Source organism: Edaphobacillus lindanitolerans, from assembly GCF_900156305.1.
In the GTDB taxonomy this organism is placed as follows: domain Bacteria; phylum Bacillota; class Bacilli; order Bacillales_A; family Planococcaceae; genus Bhargavaea; species Bhargavaea lindanitolerans.
The window spans coordinates 636,682-649,547 of sequence record NZ_FTPL01000001.1 but is presented as its reverse complement, the minus strand read 5'-3'; the positions used below and the strand labels follow the sequence as shown (position 1 = coordinate 649,547).

The 12,866-nt window shown below is 55.9% G+C and carries 14 protein-coding genes; 8 read left to right on the top strand and 6 right to left on the bottom strand.

Going from position 1 to position 12,866, the window contains the following annotated elements:
• Nucleotides 1-14 precede the first annotated feature (14 nt).
• The 6 genes from B0B07_RS03130 (at nucleotide 15) to B0B07_RS03105 (ending at nucleotide 4,239) form a co-directional block, all read left to right on the top strand.
• Entirely contained in the window at nucleotides 15-365 is a 351-nt protein-coding gene (locus B0B07_RS03130) for a YwqH-like family protein (RefSeq protein WP_076756895.1), read from the top strand.
• Nucleotides 366-382: 17 nt separating this feature from the next.
• Nucleotides 383-673, top strand: coding sequence for a YwqI/YxiC family protein (locus tag B0B07_RS03125; RefSeq protein WP_076756894.1), 291 nt, complete (start codon nucleotides 383-385; stop codon nucleotides 671-673).
• Nucleotides 674-714: 41 nt separating this feature from the next.
• On the top strand, nucleotides 715-2,274 hold the full coding sequence (locus tag B0B07_RS03120; protein WP_076756893.1) for a ribonuclease YeeF family protein: 1,560 nt from the start codon (nucleotides 715-717) through the stop codon (nucleotides 2,272-2,274).
• A gap of 147 nt (nucleotides 2,275-2,421) precedes the next feature.
• Nucleotides 2,422-3,180 (top strand): hypothetical protein, encoded by a 759-nt coding sequence (locus tag B0B07_RS03115; protein WP_234982259.1) that lies wholly within the window; start codon nucleotides 2,422-2,424, stop codon nucleotides 3,178-3,180.
• Between the two features lie 154 nt (nucleotides 3,181-3,334).
• Nucleotides 3,335-3,790 (top strand): hypothetical protein, encoded by a 456-nt coding sequence (locus tag B0B07_RS03110; RefSeq protein WP_076756892.1) that lies wholly within the window; start codon nucleotides 3,335-3,337, stop codon nucleotides 3,788-3,790.
• Nucleotides 3,787-4,239 carry a DUF5085 family protein gene (locus tag B0B07_RS03105; RefSeq protein ID WP_076756891.1) on the top strand — a complete coding sequence of 151 codons (453 nt, stop codon included), beginning with the start codon at nucleotides 3,787-3,789 and terminating at the stop codon, nucleotides 4,237-4,239. The genes B0B07_RS03110 and B0B07_RS03105 overlap by 4 nt, the downstream gene beginning before the upstream one ends.
• A gap of 61 nt (nucleotides 4,240-4,300) precedes the next feature.
• Here B0B07_RS03105 and B0B07_RS03100 read toward each other — a convergent pair whose 3' ends face one another.
• The 4 genes from B0B07_RS03100 to B0B07_RS15095 all read right to left on the bottom strand — a co-directional run bounded on the left by B0B07_RS03100 (nucleotide 4,301) and on the right by B0B07_RS15095 (nucleotide 7,687).
• Nucleotides 4,301-4,960, bottom strand: coding sequence for an HAD family hydrolase (locus tag B0B07_RS03100; RefSeq protein ID WP_076756890.1), 660 nt, complete (start codon nucleotides 4,958-4,960; stop codon nucleotides 4,301-4,303).
• A gap of 34 nt (nucleotides 4,961-4,994) precedes the next feature.
• The gene (locus B0B07_RS03095; protein ID WP_084186516.1) at nucleotides 4,995-5,357 is read right to left on the bottom strand and encodes an SCP2 sterol-binding domain-containing protein; all 363 of its coding nucleotides are present in this window, start codon (nucleotides 5,355-5,357) and stop codon (nucleotides 4,995-4,997) included.
• A gap of 86 nt (nucleotides 5,358-5,443) precedes the next feature.
• Nucleotides 5,444-6,658: a DUF819 family protein gene (locus B0B07_RS03090; protein ID WP_076756889.1), complete on the bottom strand. Its 1,215-nt coding sequence runs from the start codon at nucleotides 6,656-6,658 to the stop codon at nucleotides 5,444-5,446.
• A gap of 183 nt (nucleotides 6,659-6,841) precedes the next feature.
• Complete coding sequence (locus tag B0B07_RS15095) at nucleotides 6,842-7,687, bottom strand: collagen-like domain-containing protein (protein WP_144264275.1); 846 nt, start codon at nucleotides 7,685-7,687, stop codon at nucleotides 6,842-6,844.
• A 152-nt stretch (nucleotides 7,688-7,839) separates the two neighbouring features.
• On the opposite strand from B0B07_RS15095, the gene B0B07_RS03075 reads away from it, so the two are divergent.
• Both B0B07_RS03075 and B0B07_RS03070 read left to right on the top strand, forming a co-directional pair.
• Nucleotides 7,840-8,970 (top strand): mandelate racemase/muconate lactonizing enzyme family protein, encoded by a 1,131-nt coding sequence (locus B0B07_RS03075; protein ID WP_076756887.1) that lies wholly within the window; start codon nucleotides 7,840-7,842, stop codon nucleotides 8,968-8,970.
• A complete protein-coding gene (locus B0B07_RS03070) occupies nucleotides 8,967-10,379 on the top strand; it encodes a YfcC family protein (protein ID WP_076756886.1) in 1,413 nt (470 codons plus the stop codon). The genes B0B07_RS03075 and B0B07_RS03070 overlap by 4 nt, the downstream gene beginning before the upstream one ends.
• Nucleotides 10,380-10,542: 163 nt before the next feature.
• Here B0B07_RS03070 and B0B07_RS03065 read toward each other — a convergent pair whose 3' ends face one another.
• Together B0B07_RS03065 and B0B07_RS03060 are read right to left on the bottom strand one after the other, a co-directional pair.
• Nucleotides 10,543-11,721, bottom strand: coding sequence for a M20 metallopeptidase family protein (locus tag B0B07_RS03065; protein ID WP_234982235.1), 1,179 nt, complete (start codon nucleotides 11,719-11,721; stop codon nucleotides 10,543-10,545).
• Between the two features lie 241 nt (nucleotides 11,722-11,962).
• Nucleotides 11,963-12,853, bottom strand: a complete 891-nt coding sequence (locus B0B07_RS03060; RefSeq protein WP_076756885.1) for an SDR family oxidoreductase — start codon at nucleotides 12,851-12,853, stop codon at nucleotides 11,963-11,965.
• Nucleotides 12,854-12,866 lie beyond the last annotated feature (13 nt).

The window sequence follows — 12,866 nt, the reverse complement described above, 5'->3', positions numbered from 1 at the left end:
GAGGGGAATCTTGCATGATTGGCTACTATATGATGCTGCTGCAAGTCAAACGGCAGCAGATTGCCCGGTTGACTGCCTGCCGGGGACAGCTCGAAGGAAAGCAAGGGGAGTTCCAGGCGAATGAGCCGAAGTGTACGGAACCGGAGCTTACTGCCAAGACATGGTTTGGCAGTCTGGCCGACAAATTCGATGAGATCAGGGAGTCCGGGATAAAGGCTCCATACCAAGATATTCAAGGAACACAATTCAGTGCAGCCTATTCGGCCATTGCCGCCAAAATTGCCGAACTGCAGGCGGAAATCGCGTCGATTGAGGCGATCATCGCCCAATTGCGCGCAGCTGAAGACGCCAAGGCCCAATCCTGAGTGGGGAGTGAAGATCGATGACTGAAGTGAAAATGGTATACGGGGATGTCCGTGCCCAAATCGATGATCTGGAATCGAAAGCCTCCGCGCTGCAACCGGCAGCGCCGGAACCGATATCCGGTAATGTGCTCGACGTGGCCGATAAGCTGAACGAGCTGATGAAACATCTGGAACAGGTCCTGACCAGATATCAGACCGTTCTCCAGGAGAACATCCGGACGACGAACGGGTCCGTCGACTTCATGGAAGAGACGGACGAGAAGATCAGTACGGCCATCCATGGATCCGGTCCGCAGCCGATGCGCTGAGCCGGGTGACAGACACCTGAACTGACGAAGGAGGGATCAGTTTGAAGCAGTTGGACGTATCGCCCTTTCAGGAGGGGATCCAGAGGAACAAAGAAACATTGAACCGCCTGCAGGAGCAGATGGCTGCAATCAAGACTTCTGCCCAGACTCTTGCGGATTTGGGAGATTCACTCACCGGCGACGGCGGAGATGCGATCAAGGCATTCTACCGGGAGTGCCATCTGCCGGTACTGGAGTATTTCGATACATTCAAACAATCTTTCGAAACAGCTCTGACTAACGTTAAGTCGGCCCAGGAAGCGCTGGAGCCGGATCCGTCCGGCTACATCAAGGAAAGTTTCCTGGAGAGCGAAGTGGAAACGGGCCTTGCCACCATTTCGACCACCACTTCCAATCTGACTGCGGATGCCAACGGGATCATGGACTCCGTCGGTGACATCGTGGCGCTCCCTCATCTGAACGACAGTGAAGTGCAGGCGGGCATCAAAGATGCACGAAAGAAAAAAGACGAGACCGTCACCGATCTGAACGAGTTCGATTCCGCGCAGACGAACTCCCTGACCGCCATTGAAAATGACATCCTCCGGATGGAGTTGTGGATTCTCGACGTGGAGGGGATGATGAATGACGGGTTGACGGATGTTGATTTTCCGGCTGAGGAATGGATGGAATTCTCCGAAGCCCATCCACTGAACACAGGTGAAGATTACTGTGCCATGCCGGTCGATTCGGTTGAAGACAAAGAAGAGAGCGGTGACTCCGGGGAAGTATCCGGAACTCCAATGAACTGGGCAAGTCTTTCAAAAGCTGTCCAGTCCGCATCGGGAATTGTCGAGAACCTGGGAACAGCAGACGGGGCCGCCTCCGCGTTTGCACTTTACCTGGCAGGCCGCAACGGCGGCATTTACACGACAAGGAACCGGACCGTAAAAGCGGGTCAATATGGTTACCGGGTATATGCGACGAAGAAAGCGATGGAGACCCTCAAAGTCCCGTTTAAAAACGGAGATGTCTTTGACGGGGATGTCTTGCTGAAATATGCGACCAAAAAAACGGGACAGACCGGCTGGTCCGCTACCGGTGAAAAAGTGAAGCAGGCCCACCCTTCCATCGGTCAATTCGTGGGAACCAAAACGACCGGGGGACAGAAAGTTAAGATAGTCGGATCGGCCACACTGAGGGGAGCGGCTGATACCGTCAAAGACCTCGTTGATGTCAAGGGGATGGCCGGTGAATTCAAGCGTATCGGGGACTCAGGTGTTCTTAACAAAGCGAGCGGCCTGATCAGAGGGACAGGGAAGGCCCTCGGCCCTGTCGGTGCAGCGTTCAGCTATCATGGGAATTACCAGGATGCAGTCAAGGATGGAGTGTCCGGGGGCGATGCGGTCAAGAGAGCGGCTGCCGACACGGCAGTGGATACTGTGGTCGGTGGCACCGTCCAGGCGGCATTCACAGCCGCGGGCACTGCTCTTATCCCGATTCCGGGTGTCGGCACTGCTGTGGGGATGGCTGCCGGTTTCGGGGCAAACTGGCTTCTGAATAAGGAAATCGGAGACTCAGGAAAGTCAGCAATGGATCATATCAAGGGATGGTTCAGATGATGGGGAGATCACAGGATTTGTTAACTCCAGAATGAAGGCTGCATGCGTCGGGGACGGATGTCGTCTAAGGCATACCCCGTTTCGGGTGCATTATATTTTTATCAGCCAAACTCGTGCAGAATTAATTGGAGGGTATTGCTTTTGACCATGAAAGAAGATCAGAGGGCTCCCGGAAGCTTCATGAAGTACACAGCCCTTCGGAAACCTCTTGAATCGGGCAGACAAAGCCCGCAGAGCCTTGCCGGCAATATGATGCTGGCAACGTTTCTTCAGGCGGGCTTGTTTGCGGCAGAATACTACATAGTGGGATATCCGTCCCGCCATCCGTGGAAGGATCAAATATTGGCGGTTCACTTTTGGTTTACTGCCATTCTGATCTTCCTGTCGCTGCTCTATTCGATTCCTGCCGTGTACAGGAAAAGCGAGAAGGTTCAATACCTGGTTAGTATTCTGGTTTCTCAAAATCTTTTCGGCTTTACTTTTTATCTTTGTGCACTTTTTGTTGCAACCGAAGGGACCGGTGTTTCTGAAAGTTCAATGGTGACATTCACATTGGTCAGCCTGTTGACGGGTTTGCTCGTGTTCCTGCTGGTTTTTATAAGGCTGATGCTGAAAATTCGGCGGGGAGATTACCGGGAGAACGCCCGTCAAGATATGCTACGGGAGACGTTCGAATATAAAAGTTATATTCCTGCTGCAACTGCAGCAGGTTTGGGGATCTTTTTCATCCTTCAATACGTCATCAGACAAAACGGATGGACGGAACTTGGCAGTCTCGTCTTCCTTGTGATTGGCTTTGGTTTGTTCTATGCGATGATGTTTGTTCTGCCGGAGCAATTGGTCATTTTTTATTGCAAGTTGCGGTACCGCAATTTCAATTTCGAAGGAAGAGATTCATTGAATTGATGAAAAGATCATATTCCTCGCTTACAATGACGGATGAGTCAAAAACACTTTCAGCGGACCAAGCCAAGAGAATCTCCGTTGGAGGCAGATTGCTTTATTGCATACATTAGCTGTGACAAAGACCAACAAAAATAATAGTGAAGGAAGTGATGAGATGGCAATGGAAAGGCACCCGATCAGGTTTGATCAAGTCCTGACCTACCAGGTCGAACAGCGGAAAGAAGACTGGCAAGAGCCGTTCAGCCGTCTGGAATCGTACATACTGGAGCAGGGGGTCTATCAGAATGGCCCTGTGTTTTTCGCATTTGAACCTTCGGCGGAAAACCCTTCAACCGGTCTGTTCACTTATTACCTGCCGGTGAACGCCCCGGTGGAGCCGGATCAGGGGAGCGGCTTCGGATATGTGGAACACTTCCATTCGGGTGATGCGCTCACCATGCGGCAGGCTGAGCAGGAACCGGACTTTGACGCGGCATTCAAAAAAGTCCAGGACCATGCCGCCCGGGAAGGGATTGTGATCGGAGACCGCTATTACTGTGTATTGCTTCGTCTGTATGATGATGTCATCATCAACCTCGTCGTTCCGTTGGAAGGCGGTCGGCCGGAATGAGCATTGCTGAAAACCGGACGATCATGCACCGGAATGTCGCCTCCAAGCTCTATGGGTTTGTGCCGGAGGAAATCGGAGTGGCACTGGAAGACTTTCGCAAGATCCTGGAAAGAAGCGGAGTGGAACCCGACGGGACGCTGTTCTTTTCCATGCTGAGCGAGCCGACGGCGGACGTGATGGCCGCAGAGCTGTTCATGGGGATCAAAGAAGACGATCCGAAATTCCCGGAGGAAGAAGAAGTGAGTTTCCGGAGCTACTTCGAAGTCCGGGACCTCGTGACCATCCGGATTCTGGAGGATTTCGATGCCCGGTCGCAGACTGCGTACTGGGAGCTGGCGAATTATCTGGATGGAAACGGACTGCGCCAGAAAACGCCGGTCTTCGTGGAATACAAGAACCGCCCGGAAGGCGGGACTTTCGTGGAGATGAGCGTCGGAGCCGTAAGTTGAAGGAATAGCGTTTTCGGAAAAAAACGAGGCACCCTGCATGCGCAGGGTGCCTCGTTGACGTTCAATCGATGATTTCCCAGCCGTGTCCGGACGCAGTCTTCCGTAGGGCTTCCTCCGGCCGGACGGCAACCGGGTGGCCGGTGAGTTCCAAAACGGAAAGATCGGACAGGGTATCTCCGTATGCCGAGCTTTCGGTCCAGTCAACCTCCGCATCCCCGAGCGCCGCAAGAATCCGTTCGTTTTTCCTTTCCGCCCGGATATGGCGAATCGGATCATTGACGAAGCGGCCGTTCCTGTACGGGATTTCGGTTCCGATCACACCGTCCACCGGGAGGTTCTTCACGGCTGCTTCCAGAAGCGGGGTGAAGGCGCCCGATACGAGCATGACGCGGTCGCCTGCATCGGCATGTTCATGCACCCGGCGCTCAATCTCCGGGTTGAACCCGCACCGCATGCCGTCCGCCATGGTCCGGAAATAATCGTCGAGCTCCTTTTCCGGAAAGCCGGTGAACGCAGACAGATAAAGCTGCATGGACTTTTCGCGCATGACCGGGGAGGGGACGAGCTTCAGCTTGTATGCGGTATAGACCGGCAGGATCCGGCGGAAAAACTTGCCGTACAGCTTCCCGTAGGCAGGGTGATGCTTCAAGTGTTTCATCATAAAATCAAACGTTTCGTTTTTGTATAAAGTGCCGTCAAAATCAAAGATCGCCACGCGCATGTCGGTCACGTCCCTTTCCGGATCGGCTGTTCGGTCAGTCCGAGAAATCGTATTCTTTCAGAAGCTGTTCCAGCTTCAGGGCGAATCCGACGTTGCCTTTCACTTTCAGCTTGCCGGTCATGAAAGCGGCCATGCTGTTCAAGTCGCCGGTGAGCAGTTTCCGGAAATGCTTGCCGCCGAGTTCCAGCAGACAGGCGGCCTCTTTGGGGCTGCCCTCTGTGACCTCCGCCTTGCCATGGTCCAGATGCAGCTGCCAGCGGCCGTGTTCGTTCTTTCCATCCACAACAAATTCATAACGGACGTCCTCATCCTTGAACGGATCCGGATTGGCGTCCAGTTTTTCTTTGATGAGCGCCCAGATTTCTTCGAGCGTCAGCCCGTCAAGCGGATTCCCCATGTCAAAGCCCCCCAATAAGAAGTGAAAGATGAATCACTATTCATTCTATGGGGAACCGGGACGTTTGGCAATCCTCGGCAGGCTTGTCAGATCAGCCTGGCAAATATATTGCCGACGATGGTCCCGATATAGTTGCCGATGATGTAGCCCATCGTTCCGACGAGCATGACCGGAACGATCAGATTCTTCCAGCCTTTTGCGATGGCCATGGCGGCAGCGGTGGTCGGGCCGCCGATGTTGGCGTTGCTCGCGACGATGATCTCCTCCAGGCTGAATTTCATCGCTTTGCCTGCCGTGAATGTGACGATCATATTGAGCAGGACGATGATGAACACGAAGATGAGCAGGAGTGGTGCGTTCTGGACAAGAAGCGGAAGCGAAGCCGGGACGCCGATGACCACAAAGAAAATGTAAATCAGATACGTCCCGATTTCCTGTGCGCCGTGCAGGCTGTCAAAGAACTTCGGCATGAGCGTGACGGCAGCAACCGTAAGCGTCGTCAGCATGAGGTACTTGTCCCCGAGCAGACCGCCGAGCAACAGCCAGCCGGCGCCTTCATCCGGGATGACCGATCCAAAAAGCTCCGCAATCTTGAACGAAACGGCAACAATCACAAACGCGCTCCCGACGGACAGGGCAATGTCCTTGAGGGAAATATCCTTGCGGTGCCAGTAGGAAGCGGCAAGCGTGTCTGCCCCTTTGTCTGCCGATGCCTCCACTTCATCGATATGGGGAGTGGGGAACTTCTTGCGGAAAAACTGGATGCCCGGAATGGCGATCAGGACGAAAAAGTAAATCGCCATCATGAGATTGTCCGCGACGATGGTGGAAGAGATCATGCCTTCGCTCGTCTCGAACTTGGCGGACAGGGCCGCGAAGTTCACCCCGCCCCCTATGTATGAGCCGGTCATCATGGCGCCGATCCGGTCCAGCTCAGGGATGAACCGGTGAAGCGCAAAGAACGCGGCAAACACCCCGACGACCGTTCCGACGGATGAGATGAGGAAGAGGAGCAGCAATCGCCCGCTTTCATTCCAGACTTTCTTCAAGTTCGCCTGATAGAGAAGAAGCGGGATGGCGAGCGGGATCACATAGCCCCAGACCGCGTCGTAGGCGGGGGCCTCCACGGGAATAATTTTCAGGTTGGACAGGATGAGCGCACCGACGAGCGCAATGATGGCGCCGGATACTTTCGATGCCCAAGCATACTTCTGTTCGAGCCAGATGCTGACGGCGGCCCAGCCGGCGAGAAACGCCCAGAGGAGCCACGTGTCGTCAGGCTGAATGAGTGTGGTATCCATGTATACCCTCCTTTTTTCTACATTATATAATGAACGCGGCCGGGGCGGAGCAGGGCCTGCAGAAAATGGGTCTATCGGAGGGGAGGAAGGCAGCACAGGGTATGTATAGAGCATGCTGGAAACCGGCAGGGCCGGCAAAAAGGAGTCCTTCCGTCTCCTTGGAAGGACCCCTCTGTTGTCCGTTCACCCCTCCGGCAGCTGGGCAAGCCGCTTCAGCACGACCGATGCGGTGACGACCGGCATCGAGCCGCCTGCTTCCGGGCTCAGATTCACACAGTTCGGCTCCGACGTGTGATTCCGAAGAGTCAGGACATCGTTTTCCTGAAGGGACACGATGAGGAGCCCGACAGGCTCCGTATTTCCGGCCTGGATGCCGTAGCGGGAGGCGGGAACTTCTTCGTCGTTTACAAACAACGCCCATTGGCTCCAGTTCCTGGATGAAACCGTGTATATGATTTCATAGATCCCGCTCCGATGCACCGTGATCCGGCCGTCGCCGGCTTGATGGGAGATGCCGGTCGTCATCGGCCCATTGTTGTTGAATGATAAGGTACTGTCGCGCGGTATGCGCTGTTCGCCGATGTTGTAGATGTAGGCGAATTCCGCGATGCCTCCGGGCGGTCCGGTTTCTCCCCTCGGCCCCTGCTCGCCCGGATCTCCCTTCAGGCCGGGAAGTCCTCTTTCACCCTGTTCGCCCCTGTCGCCTTTATCTCCCTTCGGTCCCGCGGCTCCCCTAGGACCAGGTGGACCGGCCTGTCCCTGTGGTCCTGTATCGCCTTTCCTGCCTCTTGGCCCTTCGGGTCCCTGAATTCCTTGTTCTCCCGGCGGTCCAGACGGCCCTTGAGCGCCTGTGAGCCCTCTAGGGCCGCGCTCGCCTTTTTCTCCGGCGGGGCCCCTTTCTCCGGCGGGACCTGTTTTTCCGGGCTGGCCTTCTATGCCCTGAATCCCCCTCGGGCCTCGCGGACCCCGGTTGCAGGTTTTGCGGCATTCTTCGCTGCCGCCGCATTTTGCACATCTGAATCTGCTCAAATCCATTCCCTCCCTCCCGGCAGTGTATGCAGTTGCATTGCCGGGGCAAGGGCGCGTGTCCCCTCGGAATTTGTCGAAATGATCAGGAGGATGCATTGATTTTGAATAATAATACCGATAGACTATAAAAAAACAGTAGAGGGTGGACATCTATGAAAATCATCAGTGCAACAATCCATGCGGTCCGATTTCCGCTCCGGGAGCCATTCATCATTTCGTACGCGACCTATCCGGACATGCCGGCAGTCATCTTGAAGCTCGAGACGGACACGGGGCTCGTCGGATACGGGGAAGCCGTGCCGGACGAGCATGTGACCGGCGAATATTTCCTCTCGGCCTATGAGGTGCTGAAGGAAATCCTCGTCCCTTCGATCATCGGGGAGAATCCGTTCAATATCGAAGAAATCCATCACAAGATGGACGCGGCCATCTGGGGCAATCCAGCGGCGAAGGCGGCCATCGACATCGCCTGCTATGACCTGATGGGCAAGGCGACGGGGCAGCCTGTCTATAATCTGCTCGGCGGCCAGGCACACGATAAATTGGAATATCCGCGGGTCCTCAGTATCGAGGCGCCCGAAATCATGGCCGACAAGGCAGTGAAGGCTGTCCGGGACGGTTATTCTTCGCTCAAGCTGAAGGTCGGCAAAGGGGATCCGATGGACGATGTGGCCCGGATCAAGGCAGTGCGCAAGGCGGTCGGTCCGGAATTCCCGATTCGTGTGGACGTCAACCAAGGCTGGAGGACACCAGGCGTTGCTGCGGCGGCCATCCGCGAACTGGAAGGGGAAAACCTGAAGTGGATCGAGCAGCCGATCCGGATGGGAGACATCCGCGGACTTGCCGACGTGCGGAGGAAAGTGGCCGTGCCCGTGATGGCGGATGAAACGCTCCACGGCATGGAAGAGCTTCACGAGATCGTGCGGCTGGAAGCAGCGGATGTGCTCAACATCAAACTGATGAAATGCGGCGGAATCTTCCCGGCGGTCCATATCGCCAAGGCGGCGGAAGCAGCGGGACTCCAATGCCAAGTCGGCTCGATGGTCGAGTCATCGGTCGCTTCGTCAGCGGGCTACCATGTGGTCATGAGCCGGGCGAACATCCAGAGCGCGGAGCTGACCGGGCCGCTTCTCTTCAGTGAAGAGATCGGTGACCTGAAGTATGAACTTCCGGAAGTGCTCCTGTCGGGCGAACCGGGGCTGGGGATTGAAGTGGACGAAGCACAGCTGGAGAAGCTGACCGTCAAGAAGGATGAAGTTGGACTGGCAGGCCGTGCATCATGAGTGACGGCCCCGGTACGGGGGAGCGCAAACAGCGCTGGATCCCCCATACATATGCAATTCTGCTCGGAATCATGGTTCTCGCGGCGTTGATGTCCTATATCATCCCGGCAGGTGAATTCGAACGGATCGAGCAGGATGGCCAGACGATCGTCGTACAGGGAAGCTACCAGCAGATCGAACAGCATCCCGTGGGGCCGTTCGCCCTGTTCAAGGCCATCCCAAAGGGAATGAGCGCTGCTTCGCAGATTGTCTTCTATATCTTCCTGGTCGGCGGAGCATTTGGCATCATCCGGGCGACGGGCGCCATCGAAGCGGGCATCGGAAAAATCGTCCACAGGCTTGAAAACAAAGAAAAGCTCCTGATTCCGGTGACGATGTTCGTCTTCTCCGTGCTCGGCGCCACAATCGGCATGTCCGAGGAATCGATCATCTTCGTCCCGATCGGCATCGCCGTCGCGCGTGCGCTCGGCTTTGACGCCGTCACAGGGACCGCGATGGTCGCCATGGGGGCGGCAGCCGGGTTTGCGGGCGGCATGCTGAATCCGTTCACTGTCGGGATCGCGCAGTCGATCGCAGAACTGAAAGTCTTCTCCGGAATCGTTTTCCGCTCGTGTGTGTATGTCATCATCCTCGGGTTCGGGATCTGGTATGTCATGCGTTATGCGGACAAAGTGAAGAAGGATCCGGCGAAGGGTGTCATGTTCGATATCGAGGAGAAGCTGAAGCAGGAGGATTCGCGCAAAGCGGCCGATGAATTCCAGCAGTTCAGCTGGCGGCATGCGATGGTGTTCCTTTTCCTCGCAGCCGGCTTATCGGTCAATGTCTACGGCGTGTTCAAGTGGGACTGGTTCCTGACTGAACTCACCGCCTCGTTCCTCATCATCGGCTTCGCTTCCGGACTGGTCGGAAAGCTTGGCATCAACGGCACATTCGATGCGTTCATCGACGGGATGAAGGTCATTGCATTCGGGGCCATCATCGTCGGTTTTGCCCGGGCGATTCTCATCATCATGGAAGAGGGCTACATCATCGACACGGTCATCAACACGCTGGCCGGCCTGATCGGCAGCCTGCCGTCGACGTTGAATGCCGTCGGCATGTACTTTGTGCAGGTCATCATCAACTTCTTCATCCCGTCCGGTTCCGGACAGGCGGCCACGACGATGCCGATCATGACGCCGCTTGCGGACCTGCTCGGAATGGAGCGCCAGGTGGCCGTGCTCGCGTACCAGTACGGCGATGCCATCACGAATTCCATCATTCCGACATCCGCTTCGCTCATGGGCTACCTGGCCGTCGCCGGGATTCCGTATGAGCGCTGGGTGAAGTTCGTTTGGAAATTGATTGCCGGGTGGCTGATCATTGCGCTCATCGCGCTCGTGGCAGCAGTCGTTCTGGGCATTTCCTGATGATCAGGAATGTGGTGTGAAAAATAAGCAACAGGCAAGGACTCTGACCGCATTCCGCCGGTCCGGGTCCTTTTTGCTGCATTGTGGGAGGAGCGGGGAACAGGGGCAGGTCTGCCGGGGATGAAACAAGAAGAAGCTGCCCGCGGGACAGCTCCTTTGTCGATTATTGATTTTGCGTTTCAAAGAATACGGCGGCGAAGGCGGTCGCAGCCATTGCGAGTGCCGGTTCGTGGAAGTCGAACCGTTCGTGATGGTGCGGATAGGCATGTTCCTCGCCGGGTGCTTTCGCCCCGATGAAGAAATAGGCGCCCGGACGATGCTGGAGATAATAGGAAAAGTCCTCTGCCGGCATGACCGGATCGATTTCCTGGTAAACACAGGGCCCATAGGCGTCTTCGATTGCGTGCCGGAGAATATCGATGCCTTCGGTGTGGTTCTTCACCGCATCATATCCTCTCACGACCTCCACTTCGGCCGTGCAGCCGTATGCCTTTGCCGTGAACTCGGTGACTTCCTTCACGCGTTCGGACGCCATTTCGCGGAGTTCTTCGTCATAGACGCGCATCGTGCCTTCCATCTTCGCTGTTTCCGGGATGACGTTCGCGGCCTGGCCGGAGTGGAAGCTGCCGATTGAAATAACAAGCTGTTCAAGCGGCGGTGCGTTGCGGCTGACAATCGATTGGAGGGCGACCATGATCTGGCTCGCTGCCAAGATCGGGTCCCGTCCGGTATGAGGTTCCGCGCCGTGGGACCCGTGGCCGTTCACCCGGATGGATATCGTGCTTTCGGCCGCCTGCAGGTAACCGTCCCGGCTGTAGATTTTCCCGTACGGCATGAGGGACTGCAGATGTGCACCAAACACCATATCAACGCCGTCAAGGCACCCGTCCTCGATCATTGCGATGGCACCGCCGGGGTTCATCTCTTCGGCGTGCTGATGGATGAGGACGATGTTGCCGGCGAGATCTTCCTTCACTTCGTTCATCGCCTTGGCGAATAATAACAGAGATGCCGTGTGGCCGTCATGGCCGCATGCATGCATGACGCCGGGAACGGTCGATTTGTATGAAACCTCTTTGGCATCCTGTATCGGCAGGGCGTCAAAGTCCGCACGGAAGGCAATTGTCTTGCCCGGTTTGCCGCCCCGTATGGTACCCACAACTCCGCGGCCGCCGACATTCCGGCGCACTTCGATGCCGAGCTCTTCCAGATAATCTGCGATGAAGGCAGGCGTTTCTGTTTCTTCGAAGCTGAGTTCGGGATGCATATGCAGGTGACGGCGGATTCGGATCATCTCGTCGATGGAGCCGCCGATCTGTTCGTAAATGGCTTGTTTGTCCAAGAGTATTCTCCCCTTTCCGAAAATAAGTATAACATTTGCATGCGGATCGGGGAGAGACACTCTTGATGGAATGCGAAAAGACAGAAAGAGCCGCCAAATAGACGGAAAGAACACACGAGTAGACAGAAATACCGCCCGAATAGACAGAAACCGTCCGCGAAAAGATAGAACCATGCTCCATCCTCGCTTTACGCAAAAACCGGCACCTGCTTTTGCAGGTGCCGGCAGTACGGTCCATGATTCAGCTTGTGAGGAAATCTCCGCCGTCGACGTGAATCGTCTGGCCGGTCATATAGCTGCCGTCTTTTGAGGCGAGCAACACATAGGCCGGTGCGAGTTCTGCCGGCTGGCCGCGCCGTTTCATGGTCGTGTCGCTCCCGTGCTGTTCCACCGTCTGCGCATCAAACGTTGCCGGGATGAGCGGTGTCCAGATCGGGCCCGGAGCGACCGCATTCACCCGGATGCCCTTTGAGGCGATGTTCTGGGCGAACGAGCGGGTGAATGCCGTGATGGCCCCTTTGGTCGCGGAGTAGTCAAGCAGTCCGGGAGAGCCGTTGTAGGCCGTGACGGACGAGGTGTTAATGATGCTGTCACCGTCTTTCAGATACGCCATCGACTCCCGCGTCAAATAAAACAGACTGAAGAAGTTCGATTCGAATGTGTTTTTCAGCTGAGCAGCCGTGATGGCCTCGATATCCTTTTTCGGGAACTGGACACCCGCGTTGTTCACGAGGATGTTCAGGCCGCCAAATTCGTCCGCCACCTGGCGAAGCAGCGTGCGGCAGTTTTCTTCCTCGCGCAGATCGGTTTTTACTTTCATCGCCCGCACGCCGTACTTCTCGATGTCGCGCACGGTCTGATCTGCGTCGCCGTCCTCTTCATCGGCAAGGTAGGCGATCGCCACATCCGCGCCTTCTTTCGCGAAGGCGACCGCCACCGCCCGGCCGATGCCGGAATCGCCTCCGGTGATGAGCGCTTTCTTTCCTTTGAGTTTCCCGGATCCCTTGTATTCCGGATCGTCATAGATCGGTTCCGGCTTCATTTTGGATTCCACGCCCGGCTGGAACTCCTGTTCCTGGGGCGTGACTTCCTCATCGGCTTTTTCATAATTACTTTTGTTTTGTTCAGACATGAAAATACCTCCT